The organism is Salinispora pacifica DSM 45544 (assembly GCF_000378845.1).
Classification (GTDB): domain Bacteria; phylum Actinomycetota; class Actinomycetes; order Mycobacteriales; family Micromonosporaceae; genus Micromonospora; species Micromonospora pacifica.
Genome location: NZ_KB905359.1, coordinates 2,789,358 through 2,806,814 on the forward strand (window position 1 = coordinate 2,789,358; position 17,457 = coordinate 2,806,814).

Annotated in this window: 17 protein-coding genes and 1 riboswitch; of the genes, 5 read left to right on the forward strand and 12 right to left on the reverse strand. The window is 69.6% G+C overall.

Annotation, left to right across the window (positions count from 1 at the left end; all coding sequences use genetic code 11):
• Positions 1-22: 22 nt before the first annotated feature.
• Complete coding sequence (mshD, locus tag SALPAC3_RS0112615) at positions 23-946, forward strand: mycothiol synthase (RefSeq protein ID WP_018221595.1); 924 nt, start codon at positions 23-25, stop codon at positions 944-946.
• Here the strand turns inward: mshD and SALPAC3_RS0112620 are convergent.
• The 10 genes from SALPAC3_RS0112620 to SALPAC3_RS0112675 all read right to left on the reverse strand — a co-directional run bounded on the left by SALPAC3_RS0112620 (position 943) and on the right by SALPAC3_RS0112675 (position 10,173).
• Complete coding sequence (locus tag SALPAC3_RS0112620; RefSeq protein ID WP_018221596.1) at positions 943-1,671, reverse strand: winged helix-turn-helix transcriptional regulator; 729 nt, start codon at positions 1,669-1,671, stop codon at positions 943-945. The genes mshD and SALPAC3_RS0112620 overlap by 4 nt on opposite strands.
• 17 nt (positions 1,672-1,688) lie before the next feature.
• On the reverse strand, positions 1,689-2,555 hold the full coding sequence (gene pstB, locus SALPAC3_RS0112625) for a phosphate ABC transporter ATP-binding protein PstB (protein ID WP_018221597.1): 867 nt from the start codon (positions 2,553-2,555) through the stop codon (positions 1,689-1,691).
• 61 nt (positions 2,556-2,616) lie between these two features.
• Positions 2,617-3,537 (reverse strand): phosphate ABC transporter permease PstA, encoded by a 921-nt coding sequence (pstA, locus tag SALPAC3_RS0112630; protein ID WP_018221598.1) that lies wholly within the window; start codon positions 3,535-3,537, stop codon positions 2,617-2,619.
• The gene (gene pstC / locus SALPAC3_RS0112635; RefSeq protein ID WP_018221599.1) at positions 3,534-4,481 is read right to left on the reverse strand and encodes a phosphate ABC transporter permease subunit PstC; all 948 of its coding nucleotides are present in this window, start codon (positions 4,479-4,481) and stop codon (positions 3,534-3,536) included. Before pstC ends, pstA begins: the two co-directional genes overlap by 4 nt.
• A 1-nt stretch (position 4,482) precedes the next feature.
• Positions 4,483-5,439 (reverse strand): PstS family phosphate ABC transporter substrate-binding protein, encoded by a 957-nt coding sequence (locus SALPAC3_RS0112640; RefSeq protein ID WP_018221600.1) that lies wholly within the window; start codon positions 5,437-5,439, stop codon positions 4,483-4,485.
• A gap of 301 nt (positions 5,440-5,740) precedes the next feature.
• A complete protein-coding gene (phoU, locus tag SALPAC3_RS0112650) occupies positions 5,741-6,385 on the reverse strand; it encodes a phosphate signaling complex protein PhoU (protein WP_018221602.1) in 645 nt (214 codons plus the stop codon).
• Between the two features lie 162 nt (positions 6,386-6,547).
• Positions 6,548-7,390: an NUDIX hydrolase gene (locus SALPAC3_RS0112655; RefSeq protein ID WP_018221603.1), complete on the reverse strand. Its 843-nt coding sequence runs from the start codon at positions 7,388-7,390 to the stop codon at positions 6,548-6,550.
• Between the two features lie 66 nt (positions 7,391-7,456).
• Complete coding sequence (locus tag SALPAC3_RS0112660) at positions 7,457-8,461, reverse strand: inorganic phosphate transporter (protein ID WP_018221604.1); 1,005 nt, start codon at positions 8,459-8,461, stop codon at positions 7,457-7,459.
• Positions 8,462-8,464: 3 nt separating this feature from the next.
• Positions 8,465-9,091, reverse strand: a complete 627-nt coding sequence (locus SALPAC3_RS0112665; protein WP_018218078.1) for a DUF47 domain-containing protein — start codon at positions 9,089-9,091, stop codon at positions 8,465-8,467.
• 575 nt (positions 9,092-9,666) lie between these two features.
• The gene (locus SALPAC3_RS0112675) at positions 9,667-10,173 is read right to left on the reverse strand and encodes a DUF402 domain-containing protein (RefSeq protein ID WP_018221605.1); all 507 of its coding nucleotides are present in this window, start codon (positions 10,171-10,173) and stop codon (positions 9,667-9,669) included.
• Between the two features lie 137 nt (positions 10,174-10,310).
• Here SALPAC3_RS0112675 and SALPAC3_RS0112680 point away from each other — a divergent pair, with 137 nt between their 5' ends.
• Positions 10,311-12,371, forward strand: coding sequence for an ATP-dependent DNA helicase (locus SALPAC3_RS0112680; protein WP_018221606.1), 2,061 nt, complete (start codon positions 10,311-10,313; stop codon positions 12,369-12,371).
• A gap of 16 nt (positions 12,372-12,387) precedes the next feature.
• On the opposite strand, the gene SALPAC3_RS0112685 is transcribed toward SALPAC3_RS0112680, so the two are convergent.
• Positions 12,388-13,662, reverse strand: a complete 1,275-nt coding sequence (locus tag SALPAC3_RS0112685) for an AI-2E family transporter (RefSeq protein ID WP_018221607.1) — start codon at positions 13,660-13,662, stop codon at positions 12,388-12,390.
• Between the two features lie 178 nt (positions 13,663-13,840).
• Here SALPAC3_RS0112685 and SALPAC3_RS0112690 point away from each other — a divergent pair, with 178 nt between their 5' ends.
• Both SALPAC3_RS0112690 and SALPAC3_RS28375 read left to right on the forward strand, forming a co-directional pair.
• Complete coding sequence (locus tag SALPAC3_RS0112690) at positions 13,841-14,179, forward strand: GroES family chaperonin (protein ID WP_018221608.1); 339 nt, start codon at positions 13,841-13,843, stop codon at positions 14,177-14,179.
• 70 nt (positions 14,180-14,249) lie between these two features.
• Complete coding sequence (locus tag SALPAC3_RS28375; RefSeq protein WP_018218073.1) at positions 14,250-14,417, forward strand: hypothetical protein; 168 nt, start codon at positions 14,250-14,252, stop codon at positions 14,415-14,417.
• A 63-nt stretch (positions 14,418-14,480) separates the two neighbouring features.
• Here the strand turns inward: SALPAC3_RS28375 and SALPAC3_RS0112700 are convergent, their stop codons facing one another.
• On the reverse strand, positions 14,481-16,007 hold the full coding sequence (locus SALPAC3_RS0112700; protein WP_018221609.1) for a PrsW family intramembrane metalloprotease: 1,527 nt from the start codon (positions 16,005-16,007) through the stop codon (positions 14,481-14,483).
• A gap of 24 nt (positions 16,008-16,031) precedes the next feature.
• A riboswitch (SAM riboswitch) is annotated at positions 16,032-16,151 on the forward strand.
• A gap of 44 nt (positions 16,152-16,195) precedes the next feature.
• Here SALPAC3_RS0112700 and SALPAC3_RS0112705 point away from each other — a divergent pair.
• A complete protein-coding gene (locus tag SALPAC3_RS0112705) occupies positions 16,196-17,440 on the forward strand; it encodes an aminotransferase class V-fold PLP-dependent enzyme (protein WP_018221610.1) in 1,245 nt (414 codons plus the stop codon).
• The last annotated feature ends 17 nt before the right edge of the window (positions 17,441-17,457 follow it).

The following is a 17,457-nucleotide window of genomic DNA, read 5'->3' on the forward strand; positions in this document are numbered from 1 at the left end:
GCGCCCGGGCTAACGTGACCGGATGAACAGCACCGAAACCGCCACCGACGGGGTGGTCCGGACCGACCGGCTCGACCCACCGGAGATCACCGACGTGCTGGCACTCGCCCGAGCCGCGGGGGACGCCGACGGCGCGGACCCCTTCGACGAGCACACCCTGCTCCGGCTCCGCGATCCGCACGCACCGACCTGCCACCTCACCGCCCGCGCCGCTGACGGCACCTTGACCGGGTACGCGCACCTGGACACCAGCGACCCCGCCGCCGGCACCGGGGTGGAGTTGGCGGTCCACCCCGCGTACCGACGCCGGGGAACCGGACGAGCCCTGGCCCGGGGCGTACGCGCGGCCGTCACCGGCCCGCTCCGCGCCTGGGCGCACGGCGACCACCCCTCCGCGGCGGCGCTCGCCGTGGACCTGGACTACCGGCGAGCCCGGGTGCTCTGGCAGCTCCGCCGGCCCCTCACCGCCCCGATCCCGGAGCCACCCCTGCCCGACGGGGTGACCCTGCGCGCGTACCGGCCCGGGGCCGACGACGACGCCTGGCTGGCGCTCAACGCCAAGGCCTTCGCCGACCACCCGGAACAGGGCCGGTGGACCGCCGCCGACCTGCAGGCCCGCCGCGCCGAGCCATGGTTCGACGCGGCCGGTTTCCTCCTCGCCGTGGACCGGGCGGGACAGCTACTCGGCTTCCACTGGACCAAGGTCCACGACCGGCCCGGCTCCGCCCGCATCGGCGAGGTGTACGTGGTGGGCGTTGACCCGGCCGCCCACGGCGGAGGGCTCGGCAAAGCGCTCACCGCGGCCGGGCTGACATACCTACGAGACCAGCGGGGCCTGGACCGGGTGATGCTCTACGTGGATGAGTCCAACACCGCCGCGGTGGCCCTCTACGAGCGGCTCGGCTTCGCCCGCTGGTCAGCGCATGTCAACTACCAACTGGGCTAACGCTCCGGTGGGGTGAACCGGTAGCCCAGCCCTCGCACCGTGATGATGAGCGGCTGCGGCTCCCCCTCCGCCTCCAGTCGCCTGCGAAGCCGCTTGATGTGCACCGTGAGGGTGTTGGAGCTCTGCCCGGTCGACCCGTCCCACACCGCCGACAACAGCTGCTCCCGGCTGACCGTCCGGTCGGCATGCGTCATGAAGAAGTACAGGAGCCGGAACTCCTTCAACGGCAACGACACCGGCCGGCCGTGCAGCGTCACCTCATAGGTGGCCGGGTCCATTCGCAGACCGCCCAGCTCGACCGGCGGATCCAGACTGCCGGCGGTCTCCGGTCGGATCCCACGCAGGATCGGCACCACCTCGTCCACCCGGTACGGCCGCCGGACGCAGGCGGTGGCGCCGGCCCGGAGCGCCCCGACGACCACCGACCCGTCGTCATCCCCCACCCCGACCAGGGTGGGGATGCCGGCCTGCCCGACCAGCAGTCGGACCAACTCCGTGCTGGCCATGGTGGTGATCCCAGCCGACACGACAGCCGCGTCCGGTTGCAGGGCACCAGCGGCCAGCAGCGCCTCGGCGGCGTGCGGGAAGTAGCGCCCGTGCACCCGGAGGGCAGATAACTCCGTCACCAACTCTGGGCCGGCAACCGTGTCGTCATCCACCACAAACAGTTGAAAGCGTCCCTCCGCTCGGTAGTCACCCCTGGTGTTCTCGACGACGTTATTCATCGACACCGGCCGCGGGATCAGCCGAAGCGGCCGGTGATGTAGTCTTCCGTGCGCTTGTCCGCTGGGTTGGTGAAGAGCTTGCCTGTCTGGCTGAACTCGACCAGCCGACCGTGCCGCTCCTGCCGCTCGTCCACCTCGGCGGTGAAGAAGGCCGTGTAGTGGCTTACCCGGGCTGCCTGCTGCATGTTGTGGGTGACGATGACGATCGTGTAGTCGTTCGACAGCTCCGACATCAGGTCCTCGATCTTCGCCGTGGCGATCGGGTCGAGCGCCGAGCAGGGCTCGTCCATGAGGATGATCTCGGGCCGGACGGCGATCGTCCGGGCGATGCAGAGCCGCTGCTGCTGCCCGCCGGAGAGGGCCAGACCGCTGGTCTTGAGCTTGTCCTTGACCTCGTCCCAGAGGGCGGCGTCCCGCAGCGCCTTCTCCACCAGGTCGTCCATGCTGGCGACCTTCATACCAGTGACCCGCGGCCCGTAGGCCACATTGTCGTAGATCGACTTGGGGAACGGGTTCGGCTTCTGGAAGACCATGCCGATGCGGCGCCGGACCTCGATCGGGTCAACGTCCTTGGTGTACAGGTCCTGGCCGTGGTAGGTCACCGAGCCGGAGACACGGGCTCCGGGGATGAGGTCGTTCATCCGGTTCAACGACCGCAGGATGGTCGACTTGCCACACCCGGAAGGGCCGATCATCGCCGTGATCTGCTTCTCCTGGATCGGCATTGACGTATCCCGTACGGCCTCGTAGGCGCCGTAGTACACGCTGACGCCGGAGAGCTCCATCACCGGGTCCGCCACGTCAGGCGTGGGGGCTCCGGTCGACTGGGCGCCAACGCCGGCGATGCTGACGCCGGGCCGGTTGGTGGTGTCGGTGGGGTTCACGGTGCTCACCTCTGGATGGGGTGGGTGGGACGGTGGAGCCGGTGGTCCGTCATCGGACTACTCACCAGCGCTTCTCGAACCGGTTACGAACGAAAATCGCGATCGAGTTCATCGCGAGCACAATCGCCAGCAGCAGGACGATGGCACCGGCAGCGAGCTCCGTGTACTCCGACTGCGAGCGGGTGATGAAGGTGTAGATCTGGATCGGCAGCGCGGTGTACCCGCTGTCCAGCCCATCCGGGTTGAAGGTGATGAAGGTGACCGCGCCCAGAACGATCAGCGGGGCGGCCTCCCCGATCGCACGGGACAGGGCCAGGATCGACCCGGTGGCGATCCCCGGAACCGCCGACGGCAGCACCTGCCGCGACACGGTCTGCCACTTGGTCGCACCAAGGGCATAGGAGGCGTGCCGGATCGACTGCGGTACCGCCCGGATGGCCTCCCGGGTGGCGATGATGACCACCGGCAGGACCAACAGCGACAGCACGATCGCCGCGGTGATGACCGTGAACCCGAGGCCGAGCGCCCGGGCGATGATCCCCAGGCCGAGGATACCGAAGATGATCGATGGTACGCCGGCGAGGTTCTGGATGTTGAGCTCCAGCAGCCGGTTGTACCAACGGGTGTTGTCCGCGTACTCCTCCAGGTAGATCGCGGACAGGATGCCGATCGGCAGGCAGATCAGCGCGACCAACGAGATGATCCATAGCGTGCCGACCAGCGCGGACTGTACGCCAGCACCGTCCAGCCGGCTCACCAGACCGGTGGGCATCTCGGTCCACAGCCGGGAATCCAGCCGGTTCCAGCCCTTGACGAGCACCCAGGTCAGCAGGGCGGCGAGGACACCGAAGGCGATCAGCAGGCAGGCCTGCATCGCCAGCCGGAACGCGACCTCGCCCGGCCGGCTCCGGCGCTGGGTCAACGCGTTACCCGACGCGGACGGATCCGGTCGGGTCTCGGTGGTGATGGTGGGGGTGCTCACTCGTAGACCTCCCGGAAACGACGGACCATCCGGATCGACACCGCGTTCAGCGCGAAGGTGATGAGGAACAGCAGCGCACCAACGGCGAAGACCGAGTCGTAGTCGAGCGACCCGACCGGGATGTCGCCCGAGGAGATGTTGGCGATGAAGGCGGTCATGGTCGCCGCCCCCTCCAGCGGGTTGAGGACGATCCGGTCAGAGGTGAGGCCACCCGCGATCGTCACGATCATGGTTTCCCCCACCGCGCGGGAGATCCCCAGGACCACCGCGGCGACGATGCCGGACATCGCCGCCGGCACCACCACCCGGGTGGACACCTGCATCTTCGTGGAGGCCAGCGCGTACGCGCCCTCGCGCAGGCTGCGCGGAACGGCGGCCATCGAGTCCTCGGAGATGCTGGCGATGGTCGGCACGATCATGATGCCCATCGCGATACCCGCGATGAGCAGGTTCTGGAAGGCCGGCCCGTTGTCGGTCGGCCACCACTTCTGCAGCAGCGGGTTGAGCGCGAAGAGCGCGACGAAGCCGTACACGACCGTCGGCACGCCGGCGAGCAGTTCGATGATCGGCTTGAGTACCTTGCGGGTACGCGGGTTGGCGTACTCCGAGAGGTAGATCGCCGAGCCGAGGCCGAGCGGAACGGCGATGGTCAGCGCGACGCCGGTCACCGTCAGCGTGGCGGCGACGAGGGGCAGGACGCCGTAGGCCTTCTGCGCGAAGGTCGGCGTCCAGCTCGTGCCGGTGATGAACTCAACGACACTGACCTGCTGGAAGAATCCGATCGTCGGTTGCACCAACGCGATGACGATCCCGATCGTGGTGGCGACCGAGACCAACGCGGCAGCGACGAGCAGGACCTTGACGGTGCTGTCAACGGGGCGACGCCGGCCCCGCCGCAGGGCGCTGCCCGCGGCGGAACCGGCGTTCGAGGTGCTGGTGGACACGTCAGGCCGCAGCCTTCAGGGCGTCGAACTCAGCCTGGAGGGTGCTCTTCTGCTCCTCGGTGAGCGGGACGTACTTCGCCTCGAGGACGATGTCGTCGATCCGCTCGATGTAGAAGTTGACGAAGTCCGCGACCTGCTCCTTCTGGACAGCGGTGTCGCTGACGTAGATGAACAGCGGCCGGGAGAGCGGCTGGTAGGAGTTCTCCTGCGCGGTCTTCAGGCTCGGCTCGACGCAGCCGGAGCCACCGTCAACCTTGAGCGCCTTGAGCTTGTCCGCGTTCTCCTCGAAGTAGGTGAAGCCGAAGTAGCCCAGGCCTCCCTTGGTGCCGGCGACGCCCTGCACGACCACGTTGTCGTTCTCCGACGCGGTGTAGTCGGTACGGCTGGCGCCCTCCTCACCGTTGATCTCGTCGGTGAAGTAGTCGAAGGTGCCGGAGTCGGTGCCCGGGCCGAAGAGCTTCAGCGGCTCGTCCGGGAAGCTGGGGTCGACCTGGTTCCAGTTGGCGACCTTGGAGTTCGGCTCCCAGATCGCCTTGAGCTGGTCAACCGTGAGGCAGTCGGCCCAGTCGTTCTCCTTGCTGACGACCACCGTGAGGGCGTCGTTGGCGACGACCAGTTCCTTGAACTGGATCCCGGCCGCCTCGCAGGCCTCGATCTCCGACTCCTTGATCGGACGGGAGGCATCCGAGAGGTCGGTCTCCCCCTTGCAGAACCGCTCGAAGCCGCCACCGGTGCCAGAGGTGCCGACGGAGACGTTGACGCCGCTCTGGACCTCCCGGTAGAAGGTGGCCGCGGCCTCGCTCAGCGGAGCGACCGTGCTGGAGCCGTTGACCTTGACCTCACCCGAAAGCTGCTCGCCACCATCGGCGCTTTCGTTGTTGCTGCTGCAGCCGGTAAGCGCGAGCGCGGCGAGCGCGGTGCCGGCGAGGACACGCCGCGAAAGCACGTTGCGGTTCACCAGAAAGCCTCTCTATCGGGGTGTGCCAGCCCGTCCGGGCCGTACGAGAAGTCAAGGTAGAAGGCCCAGGTAGCCGCGCGACCGGCGCTAAGTGAACGAAAAGTGAACTCCACGACGAAAATCGTGGCCGGGAACATCAGTATTGTGACGTTCCGACCACCGGCTCCCCAGATGTCCCTATCGCAGCCCCAAGGTCCGGGGCACGCCCAAGCGCCCCGCCCGGTCTGCGCCCGCCCGGGTCTGCGAGACCGGCGCCGACGCGCGAACGGGTCTGCGAGACCGGCGCCGACGCGCGACCGGCCTAGAGCCGAATCGTGCCGGTGACCAGGTAGACAACCTGACGCGCCACGTTGACCGCGTGGTCCGCGTACCGCTCGTAGTAGCGGCCGACCAGGGCAAGGTCGATGGCGCTCTCCACCCCGTACTGCCAACTGGCCAACAGGAGCGACAACAGACGCGACTGGGCGGTGTCGACCTCGTCGTCGTCGAGCCCGATCTGCATGGCGGTCAGCGGATCACGGGTGGCGAGCACGGTCGAGGCCTTCTCCGCGATCCGCGCCGCCGCTTCGGCCATCTCCGTCACCACGGCAGCCGCTGGCGGAGGGACGACCATGACCGGGTACCGCATCTGCACGACCTTGGCAATGTGGACGGCGAGGTCGCCCATCCGCTCAAGGTCGGCCGCGATCCGGATGGCGCAGAGCACCAGGCGCAGGTCCGAGGCGACCGGCTGCTGCCGGGCGAGCAGCTCCGGAACGGCCGCCTCGATGTCCCAACGAAGCTGGTCGAGGACCGCGTCATTCCGAATGACCTGCTCGGCCGCCTCCTGGTCCACGTCCAGCAGCGCGGTGCCCGCACCCCGGATCGCCGCCGCGGCCTCCCGGCTCATCACCGCCAGGGCGCCACCCAACCGATCAAGCTGCTCGTCGTAGCCGCTCCGGACCATCGCGCCTCCACCTGCTCGCCTCGCGGCTCCGCCGTCGTCCCGAGGGCGGGTACGCCTTGGCAAACCACGAGTCAGCCACATCGCATAGACAGCAACCTACCGGCTACGGCGCGGATCAGCCGAATTCGGCGCCGGCGATGGGTCAGGGTCCTGACTGACCAGTCAGCGCAGGAGAAACCGGGGTGGGCCGGCGCCGGAGTCCTCCAGCCGAGGCATCACCGGGGTCGCCGGATCACGGGTCGCCGCGGCGGCGATGACACCGGCCAGATCCCGGCAGGCTGCCACCTGCCCGAGAGTGACCAGGGTGGGCGGAAGCATGGCCAGCTCCCCGGCGGCGCAGGCGTCGGCCGGGGAGATCCAGAGCGTGCGGTCCGCCTCACCAGAGACATCCCGGGTACGCTGCCCCACCGGTAGCCGGGCGACGAAGAAGTACGTGTCGAACCGACGCGGCTCGAACTCGGGTGTGATCCACCGGCTCCACGGCAGCAGTAGATCCGAACGGAGGGTGAGCCCTCGCTGGGCGAGCAGGTCAGCGAAGCCCACCTCCCGCCGTTCCAGAGCCACCCGGGCCGCCTCCCAGTCACCGCCAGCAACGTCGCCGACGACCGTGTCGGCATCCGGGCCGGCGAGCAGGACCCCGGCCTCCTCGAACACCTCCCGCGCGGCGGCGCAGACAACCGCCTGCGCCGCCGTCGGCGCCAGCCCCAGCCGGGTCCCCCACTGCGCCGGGGTCGGCCCGGCCCAGTCGACGTGGGCCATCGAATCCGATGGGTCCACGCCGCCACCGGGGAAGGCGTACACGCCGCCGAAGGCCATCGCCGCGACCCGGCGGATCAGGTATGCCTCGAAGCCGCCCCGGTCGGCCGGCGGCGGGGCGGCGGGGCGAAGCAGCAGTACGGTGGCCGCTACCCGGGGTGCTGCCGGAACGCTCCCCTGCTCGCGGAACCGGCGGGCGTGCTCCACCAGCGCCGATGGGGCAGGGAAGCCATCGCCGTCGCTCGTCATGGAGCGAGCCTAGATCCCGGCCGGCGGAACGCCCAGTGCCCCTGCCCCCACCTCATTGCCCCCACCTCAGCTGAACAACGGACGAACCAGGAAGTACGTCAGGGCACCGATGCTGCCGGCAGCCGGGAAGGTGAGAATCCAGGCGCCCACGATGTTGCCGGCGACCCCCCAACGCACAGCGGAGAGCCGTTTAGTGGCGCCGACACCCATGATCGCCGAGGTGATCGTGTGGGTGGTGGAGATCGGCGCGCCCAGCACCAGCGCGTTGAAGTAGAGCACCGAGCTGGCCACGGTCTCGGCGGCGAAGCCCTCCGGCGGCCGTAGGTCGATAATCTTCCGGCCCAGGGTTCGGATGATCCGCCACCCACCGGCGTACGTGCCGGCGGCGAGCACCGCGGCAGAGGTCCAGAAGGCCCACTCCGGGATGTGTGTCGGGCTGTCCTGGAAACCACCTACAAAGAGGGCGAGCACCACGATACCGATCGTCTTCGCCGCGTCCTGCATGCCGTGGCCGACTGACATGGCCGCGGCCGAGGCGCTCTGGGCCCAACGGAAGCCCCGGTTGAGCTTGCCCGGGTGCCCCCGCCGGAAGATCCACTGCACCGCGACCATCACGATGTAACCGAGCAGGAGACCAACCATCGGCGACAGGATCATCGGAATGACGACCTTCTGGCCGATGCCGCTCCACAGCACCACGCCGGACGCCGCCACCGTGGAGCCGACCAAGCCCCCGATCAGGGCGTGCGACGAGGACGACGGCAGGCCGAAGTACCAGGTGATGAGGTTCCAGACGATGGCACCGACCACGCCGGCGAAGACGATCGCCAGGCTGGACGTACCGGTGGGCAGCTCGACCAGGCCGCTGCCGACGGTCTTGGCGACCTCCGCACCGAAGTGCGCACCGATGAAGTTGCCGATCGCCGCCATGCCCAGGGCGACCCGGGGGGTCAGCGCCCGGGTGGAGATGCTGGTCGCGATCGCGTTGGCGGCGTCGTGGAATCCGTTCGTGTAGTCGAAGACCAACGCAACTGCGATCACCGCCAGCACGGCGATGAGTTCAGGGGTCACGGATCAGGACTCCTTGACGGCGATTGTCTCGACGGTGTTCGCCACGTGCTCGAAGGCGTCGCAGGCGGCCTCAAGCTCGTCGGCGACCTCCTTCATCTTCAACACGGTCAAGGCGTCGTACTCGCCGGAGAAGAGCCGGACCAACAGCATCCGGTACGCCTGGTCGCCGTCGTTCTCCAGGCGGTTGCACTCAATCCAGTAGTCCTCGAGGTCCCGCATCGACCTCAGTCGGGGCATCGCCTCAGCGGTCAGCCTCGCCTGCTGGTCCAAGACGTTGACCAGCTCATGCATCTCCCGCGGCAGCGACGGCAGCTCGGTCAGGCCGTACAGGTAGAGCAGGTTGCCGACCGCCTCCAGGTGGTCCATGACGTCGTCGAGCAGCGAGCCAAGCCGGTAGATGTCCTCGCGGTCGAACGGTGTGATGAAGGTAGAGTTGATCTTCTTGTAAAGCTCGTGGGTGATCTGATCGCTGTCGTGCTCCACCTCGGTGAGCCGCTCGCTGACCGACTGCACCACCACGCCAGGCAGGGCCAGCTCGTTAAGGAGCTCGGTGCCCCGCACCAGGTTCTGCGCGGCCCTGGTGAAGAGCTCGTAGAAGGCACCCTCGTTCGGGCGGAAGGAAAACTTCACAGGACGGACCTCGTCGTGTCGGCGGGGGGTGGTGGCAGCCACCTCACGGTGACCCGAGTGGGAATGCTAGGTGCCGCCGAAATGCCAAATGAACCGGCCCACCACTAGCCCACTCCCATTCACATTTAGTTAACCATCTGTTCACCTTTGTCGGTTGGAGCCTGCCGTCCCAGGGTGCCGAGCCGGCAGGCGGCGGTTACCCCAGGCATCCGATGCCGAACCTGCCCCACGACACCACCACCCCAGTGGGGCATGAACATGCGGTAACGCACGCTGTCGGGCTGCGCTCAGGATGGGCAGCGATTTACCTCACACGAACGGCTTCGAGCACAGCTGGGGCAGCTCGACAGCGGCAACACCGGCATCGCCGCTCACCCCGAAACCGGCGCCACCGCCCACCCAGACAACTACCCACCAACCCCAAACGGCCCAAACACTCTGAAATCGCCCATGGACCTCGGATCGGAGCCCAGAAGGGATCGCAACTTGCGAAACCGATAAGATTGAAAAAATGGACAATTCTCCCACCAGAGCGACCCGACTAACTGGTCGGTGGGGGGCATGGTCCAGCCCGTTCAGATGACCAGCGCCAGCCACTTTCGGTACGACGTAGCGAACGGCTCGGTGCCATCGCCCAGCGCGGCGAACAGCCAGTGGGCCGCGGTGTGCGCCTCGGTAACCACCTCGCCCGGGTAGCCGAACCGCTTACGGTGCTCGGCGAACTCATCCTCGTCCAGCAACTCCACCAGACCGGAGCCACGCCGGCGCACCACGTCCAGGTCAAGGTCGAAGAGATGCACGGTGTCGTCGTTCTCCCAGCGGGCGGGACTGGCGATGTCGCAGTAGACCTCGCTGGTCCGCGGCGGCGGGTTGAACATGCCGGTCCACCACGCGTGATGCGGTACCAAGAGCACGAACGGGATCTGTTCGACGGAGGGCCGGCCGTGGTAGACCGAGGGCGTGCCGACCGGCACGCCGAGCCAGACGCCAAGGTCGTCCTCGGCAAGCCGGCGAGCAGGGTAGTCGCGGTGGGCGCTGCCGTCGTACTTGCGGTAGATCACGCGGACCGTGTCGCTCGGCATGACTGGCACCCTAGCCGATTCGGTCGATCACACGTAGCAAGGAGATAACTGGACGTCACCGGTCAGATGTCGGATCGTGACAACGCCGCGCCACCCGCCGGGGGCCGGCAGTCGGTGCCGCCCGGTACCGTCACACGGTGACCCCGCCCCGCACCGCCACCGACTCCGCCAGCCCGAAGTCCCGAACCGGCGGCCGGCGCTCCGGCGGTGGGGTGACCGGCGCTGACCTACTCGCTGCGGCGGTCGAGGCGGTCCCCGGAGGGGCAGCACGCCCGGGTCAGCAGGAGATGACAACAGCGATTGAGGCAGCGGTAACCGCCCGCGAGCACCTGCTGGTGCAGGCCGGCACCGGCACCGGCAAGTCCCTGGCGTACCTGGCGCCCGCGCTCACCGTTGACGGCCCGGTGGTGGTCTCCACCGCCACCCTCGCGCTCCAGTCCCAACTGGTTGACCACGACCTCCCCCGGCTGGCCGACGCGGTGGAGCCGCTGCTCGGCCGGCGGCCCACCTTCGCCGTGCTCAAGGGGCGGCACCACTACCTCTGCCTGGCCCGGCTCGACAACGCCACCGAGGCGGAGCCCGGCGACACCCTCTTCGACGCGCCGAGACCGGGCGGCACGGCGTGGCTCGGCGAAGCCGGCCGCCTCGGCCGGCAGGTCCAGCGGCTCCGCGACTGGGCCGAGAAGACTGACACCGGCGACCGGGACGAGCTTGATCCCGGCGTTGACGAGCAGGCCTGGCGCCTGGTGTCCATGCCGGCGCGGGAGTGTGTCGGTGCGACCCGTTGCCCGTTCGGCGCCGAGTGCTTCGCTGACGCCTCCCGGGCCCGCGCCCGCGAGGCCGATGTCGTGGTGACCAACCACAGCCTGCTCGCGGTGGACATGCTCGCCGGGCGACACATCGTTCCGCCACACCAGCTGCTCATCGTGGACGAGGCGCACGAGTTGGCCGATCGGGTCTCCTCCGCCGCACAGGCCGAGCTGGTGCCGGAGTCAATAGACCGGTCCACCCGTCAAGCCCGCCCACTACTCCGCCCGGAGACGGCCGAGGCGCTCACCGCGGCCGGTGATGCCCTGGCCGTCGGGCTCGCCGAGGCCCCCGCAGGTCGGCTCACCACCGGTCTACCGGCCCCGCTCCAGGAGGCATGCACGCTGCTTGACGCCGCGACCCGCGCGGCGCTCGACGCGATCGGTGAGGTCAAGGCCGACGACCCGGACCCGGTCCGCAAACAGCAGGCCAAGGCGGTACTCGACGAGCTGTCCGGCACCGCGCAACGGCTGTTGGAGGAGGCCGACCACGACGTGGCCTGGGTGGAACGCAACGACTCCACCGGGCGACGGGCGCTGGTGGTCGCCCCGCTCTCGGTGGCCGGCACCCTCGCCACCCACCTTTACGAAGAACGCACCGTCGTCGCCACCTCGGCCACCCTGACCCTGGGGGGCCGCTTCGACACCGTTGCCCGGGCTCTGGGCCTGGAGGTTCCGGCTGCCACGACCGATGCGCCGGTCACCTCCGGTCCGGACTGGCAGTCGCTCGACGTCGGCTCTCCGTTCGACTACGCCCGGCAGGGGATCCTCTACGTCGCCGCGCACCTACCCCGGCCCAGCGTCTCCGGACTGCCCGATGCGGCCGGCGCGGAGCTTCTCGAACTGGTCCAGGCGCTCGGCGGACGGACGCTCGGGCTCTTCTCGTCCCGGCGGGCCGCGCAGCAGGCGGCGGAGCTGCTCCGGGAACGCACCGACCTGCCCGTGCTACTCCAGGGCGAGCAGGCGCTGCCACTGCTGGTCCGCCGATTCCGCGAAGAACAGGCGAGCTGCCTGTTCGGGGTGATGTCGCTCTGGCAGGGGGTGGACGTGCCGGGCGACGCCTGTCAGCTGGTGGTCGTTGATCGGCTGCCCTTCCCACGACCGGACGAGCCGCTCGCCGCTGCCCGTGCCGCCGCCGTTGACGCCGACGGGGGGTCGGGGTTCGCCGCGGTCAGCGTGCCGATCGCGGCCGTTCGGCTGGCCCAGGGCGTGGGCCGGCTGATCCGCGCCACCGGCGACCGGGGGGTGGTCGCGGTGCTCGACTCCCGGCTGGAGACCGCCCGGGGATACGGCCCCTTCCTCCGCCGCTCGCTTCCGCCGTTCTGGTACACGACCCGCCCCGACGTGGCCCGCGGCGCCCTCGAACGCCTGGCGAAGGGCGCGACCGGGTAGCCCTCCGGTGGACGGGTCAGGGGGCCTTACTCGCGACGACGACAGCGTCCGACGGGGTCTCCGGAACGGTACGGATGGCGAGGCGGCGTACGGCCGTGTTGAGCACCGCGATCAACGGCACCGCGATCAGCGCCCCGGTGATCCCGGCGAGTACCACGCCGGCGGCGATACCAACGATCACCGCGAGCGGGTGGATGGCCACCGCCCGCCCCATGATCAATGGTTGGAGCACGTGCCCCTCAAGCTGCTGCACACCGATCACCACACCCAAGATGATCAACGCGGTGATCGGTCCGCTGTCCACCAGGGCGACGAGCACCGCGACCCCACCGGACAAGGTCGCACCGATGATCGGAATGAACGAGGCGAGGAAGATCAACGCGGCGAGCGGAAAGGCGAACGGGATATCGAAGATCACCAGGAAGATGCCGATGCCGAGCGCGTCGATGAAGGCCACCAGCACGGTGGCCCGTACGTACGCGCCGAGGGTCTGCCAGGAGGCCCGGCCGGCGTCATCGATCTTCCAGCGGGCGTTGACCGGCACCAGCCGAACCAGGAAGCGCCAGATCCGGCTGCCGTCACGCAGGAAGAAGAAGGTCGCGAAGAGCACCAGGATCGTGCCCGTCAACACCTCGGCCAGGGTGGCCGCGGTGGAGAGCGCCCCGCTGGTCAGTCCATCGACGTTCTCGTTGAGCCACGCTTCGGCGTCGTTGATGTAGTTGTTCAGCTGCTGGTCGTCGAGGCCCAGCGGGCCGGTCTGCAGCCAGTTCTGGATCTGGCGTACGCCCTGGGACGACTTCTCGCTGAGCTCCGGCACACCCTGGATGAACTCATTGACCACCAGGGTCAGCGTGCCGATCACCGCGGCCAGCCCACCCACCAGCACCACGGCGGTCGCCAGCGACCGCGGGAACCGGGCCCGGAGCAGCCAACCAACGGCCGGGGCCAGCAGCGCCGACAGCAACAGCGCGATGGCCAGCGGAATGATCACGATCCGGATCTGACCCACGATCCGCAGCAGGGCCCAGGCCACGATCCCGATCGCGAGCAGACGCCAGGACCAGGCGGCCCCGATCCGGAGCGCGTGCGGCACATCCGCGTCGTCCCGGCTGGTCGTCGAGCTGTGCAGCGGCGGGGATGGCTCCACGCCGCTGACCGCCGGTGGTGGTGGCGGGGCTGGTGCCGGGTTGGCCACCTCCGCCGAGATGGTGCCGGGCGTCCCGGCGCGCAGACCCGCCGATCGCCGCCGGGACCGATACGACTCGTACGCGCGCCGAAGCCCCCCACGCATCCGCTCGAATCGGCTCAAGCGCACCTCCTCGCGTCCCGCGTTCCGGCGTAACCGGTAGGTCGGACAGGATACGCCGTCAATCCAATCATCGTGGGCCTAATCCGCCACCGGATGCCCACGGTCACGACCGGGGAACCACGGCCGGACGGCGGAGCGGGACACGGTAGCGTCTGCCCCCGTGACCAACGACGAGAATCTCGACTCCGGCCTGCCGATCCGGCTGCTGCACGATCGGGTGCTGGTCCGCATGGAGGGCAGTGAGGGTGAGCGTCGCTCCACCGCCGGCATCGTGATTCCGGCGACAGCCGCCGTCGGCAAGCGGTTGGCCTGGGCAGCCGCGGTGGCGGTGGGGCCGAACGTCCGTTCCATCGTCTCCGGTGACCGAGTGCTGTTCGACCCGGACGACCGCTCCGAGGTCGAGCTACACGGCCGCGGATACGTGCTGCTGCGCGAACGGGATGTGCACGCCGTCGCCGCCGAACGCGTCGAACCAGACTCCACCGGCCTCTACCTGTAGCCCCACCGGTAGCCGTTTGCTCCGCTCCTTCCCGGGAAGTTAGCCGCACCAGGTGCCCTGGGGAGGGACGATGCCGGTACTGCTCAAGAAGTTGCTGTTCTGGGGCTTCATCGCGTTCCTGATCTACTTCATGGCGTTCCGACCCGATGGCGCGGCGGAAATGGTGAAAGCGATCGGGGGTGTGCTGATGGCGTTGGCACAGGGCCTCGGCGACTTCCTCACCAGTCTGATGACGTGACCGTTTCGGTCCTGACCGCCTCCGTCCTGCCGACCGCCGTCCGGGCGTCCGACAGGACCGGGGTCAGGACTGTCCACGGGGACCGGAGGCGGGCGGCCCGTACCAGCCGGGCGGTGGCGGATAGCCGGGCGGGGCGGGGTGGCCGGGCGGTGGTGGATAGCCGGGCGGTGGTGGATAGCCGGGCGGAACGGACGGCGCAGGCGGCGCAAGCACGACCGGGATCGGTACCACCGGCTCCTCCGGCGCCGCCACCGCGCGCTGCGACCCATCCGGGAACCGCAGGTGGTAGCGGTGCCCGTCCCAAACGCCAGCCGGGACGCGCGGATCCCGGCCGACGAAGAACGACCGGTAACCACTGATCAGCTCCAGCAGGTACCGCTCCTCGGCCAGCGCCCGCTCTCGCTCCGCCGGGCGGTCATCCAGCCCACGACGCATCCCGTCGCGCAGCAGCGCGAGCCGGGTGGCGGCGAACTGGTAGCCGCGCATCGCCTTCCGCCCCTGGTCGCCACCGACCCGCTTGGCCCACACCCGGGCGGCGTGCCGGCGGCCGAGATTGCTCAACGTCGCCACCTCCGGCGGGGTGAGCCAACCGGAACGGACGTAGTCGGGCAGGACCCGCTCGGTGAGCCGCCCTTCCCAGGAGCGCAGCCAGATCGCCAGCCCAACCATGCCGAAGAAGATCGGCACCATCACGCCGATAAGGCCGTAGAGCTGAATCAACAGCTCCCCGGTGGCCTGGGTCAACGTCGGCAGCAGGTTCCAGGCACCGTGCAACATCATCGCCAGTAGCAGGCCGGCCGCGGGAGCCAGCACCCGCACCCGCCGGTCGGCGCTACGGGCGGCGATTCCCAGCCCCACCCCGGTCATGGAGGTGAACAGCGGGTGGGCGAACCCGAAGAGCAGGATCCGGACGATGAAGATCGCGATAACCTGCTGCGTGCCGGTTGCCGGACCGAACTCCTCCACGCCCGTCCGATATCCATATCCGCCGAGATAGAGGATGTTCTCCACCATCGCGAAGCCGATCGCGGAGAGCCCGCAGTAAACCAGGGCGTCGGTGATTCCGGAGATCTCCCGCCGCCGGAAGATCAGCAACAGGATCGGCCCCAGCGCCTTCGTCAGCTCCTCGATGAAGGGCGCGACCAACACCGCCGTGAGCGCGGTCGGCAACCCCGCCGCCTCGAACCGGCCAGCGGCGAAGGTGTTGACCAACAGCGACACCGTGGTGGAGACGAACGCACCCCAGGCGAAGCAGAAGACCAGGTACCGCAGCGGCTCCGGCTCATACCGATCGAGCCAGAGAAAACAGGCGACCAGCACCGGGACCGGAAGAACCGCCGCGATCACACCGATCAGCAGCGCCTCCGCGCCGAGGCTCTCGCCCAGTTGCCAGACCATGACCAGAGCGGAGGCCGCGATCAGCAGGATCACCAAGGCGAGAACGAGTAAGCGACGCCAGTTCCGGCGGCGGGACGGCATCTGCGGAGCAGCCGTCGGTGCGGCGCTGGTCGGCGACGGCGGGGGCGCGCCGGGCGGGGTGTCGGCCATGCCGTCAGCGTAGTCATCACTGACCCGCCCGGCCGGCCACACCGCTGCCCGCTAGACTGCAGAGCAGGTCACGAGCGCCAGCGACAAGCCCCGGCTTGCTGGCCGGCAACCCTCGTCGAGGTTCGCGGTGGGGTGCCCCGGGTGATGACCGGGCCGGGCGCGGTGTGCGTCGGGCAAGCGCGGACCCCGCTCACCCGCCTGGGGTCCCTGACTCCGGAGAAGCCACCCTGATGACCTGCGCCCTCACCCCGTCGCCGACCGTCGCCGGCCCACTCGCCGTGCTCGGCGTCCCCGGTCAGATCAACCTGGACTACGCGGCCAGCGCCCCGTGCGCGCAGGCCGCGACGGACGCCGTGACCGCGCTGCTTCCCTGGTACGCGAGTGTGCACCGGGGCGCCGGGGCCCTGTCGCAGCACTGCACCCTGGCCTACGAGCAGGCCCGGCAGACGGTCGGTGACTTCTTCGGCGCCCGCCCCGACGACCACGTCGTCTTCACCCGGAACACGACCGACGCGCTCAACCTGCTGGCCCGGGCGCTCCCCGCCGGCACCACGGTGGTGACGTTCGGCGGCGAGCACCACGCCAACCTGCTCCCCTGGCCGCGCGGGCCGGTCCGGCTACCCATGCCAGAGCACCCCGCCGGCGCGGTCCGCGCGCTCGACGCCGCCCTCAGCGAACTGCGCCGCGGCGTCGATCGCGAGCCGCCGGTGCTGGTCGCGGTGACCGGCGCGAGCAATGTGACAGGCGAGCGGTGGCCCGTGGCCGAGCTGGCGCGGGTGGCCCGACGGCACCGGGCCCGGATCGCGGTGGACGCGGCGCAGCTCGCCCCGCACGCCCCCGTTGACGTCCGCGCCCTCGATCTGGACTATCTGGCCGTCTCCGGTCACAAGCTGTACGCGCCGTTCGGCGCGGGAGTACTCCTCGGGCGGGCCGACTGGCTGGACGCCGCCCCGCCGTACCTGGCCGGTGGTGGCGCGACCAGCCACGTCGGCGGCGCGACCCACGACGTCCGGTGGGTGGCCGGACCGGCACGGCACGAGGCCGGCACGCCGAACCTGCTCGGCGCGGTAGCGCTCGCCGCGGTGTGTGACGCCCTCGCCAGCGCCGACCGGGCTGCGCTGCACGACGCCGAGCAGCGGCTGTTGGACCGGCTACGCGCGGGCCTCGCCGAGTTGCCGCACGCGGTCGAGCTGCACGCCTTCGAGCCGGCCGCGCCGCGGGTGGGGATCGTCTCGTTCGTGCTGGCGGGCCGGGACTCGGCCGAGGTCGCCGCGCACCTGGCCCGCCGGCACCGGATCGGGGTACGCGACGGACTGTTCTGCGCCCACCCGTTCGCCCGGCGGCTACTTTCGGAGGCGTCCGCCCGCAGCGGTCGGCGGGACCTGCCGGCGACCGCGCTGCGGGCGAGTATCGGGCTGGGTAGCACCCGGGAGCACGTGGACCAACTGCTGGCTGCACTCGCCGCGCTCGAATGACCGGCGGTTTCGCGATG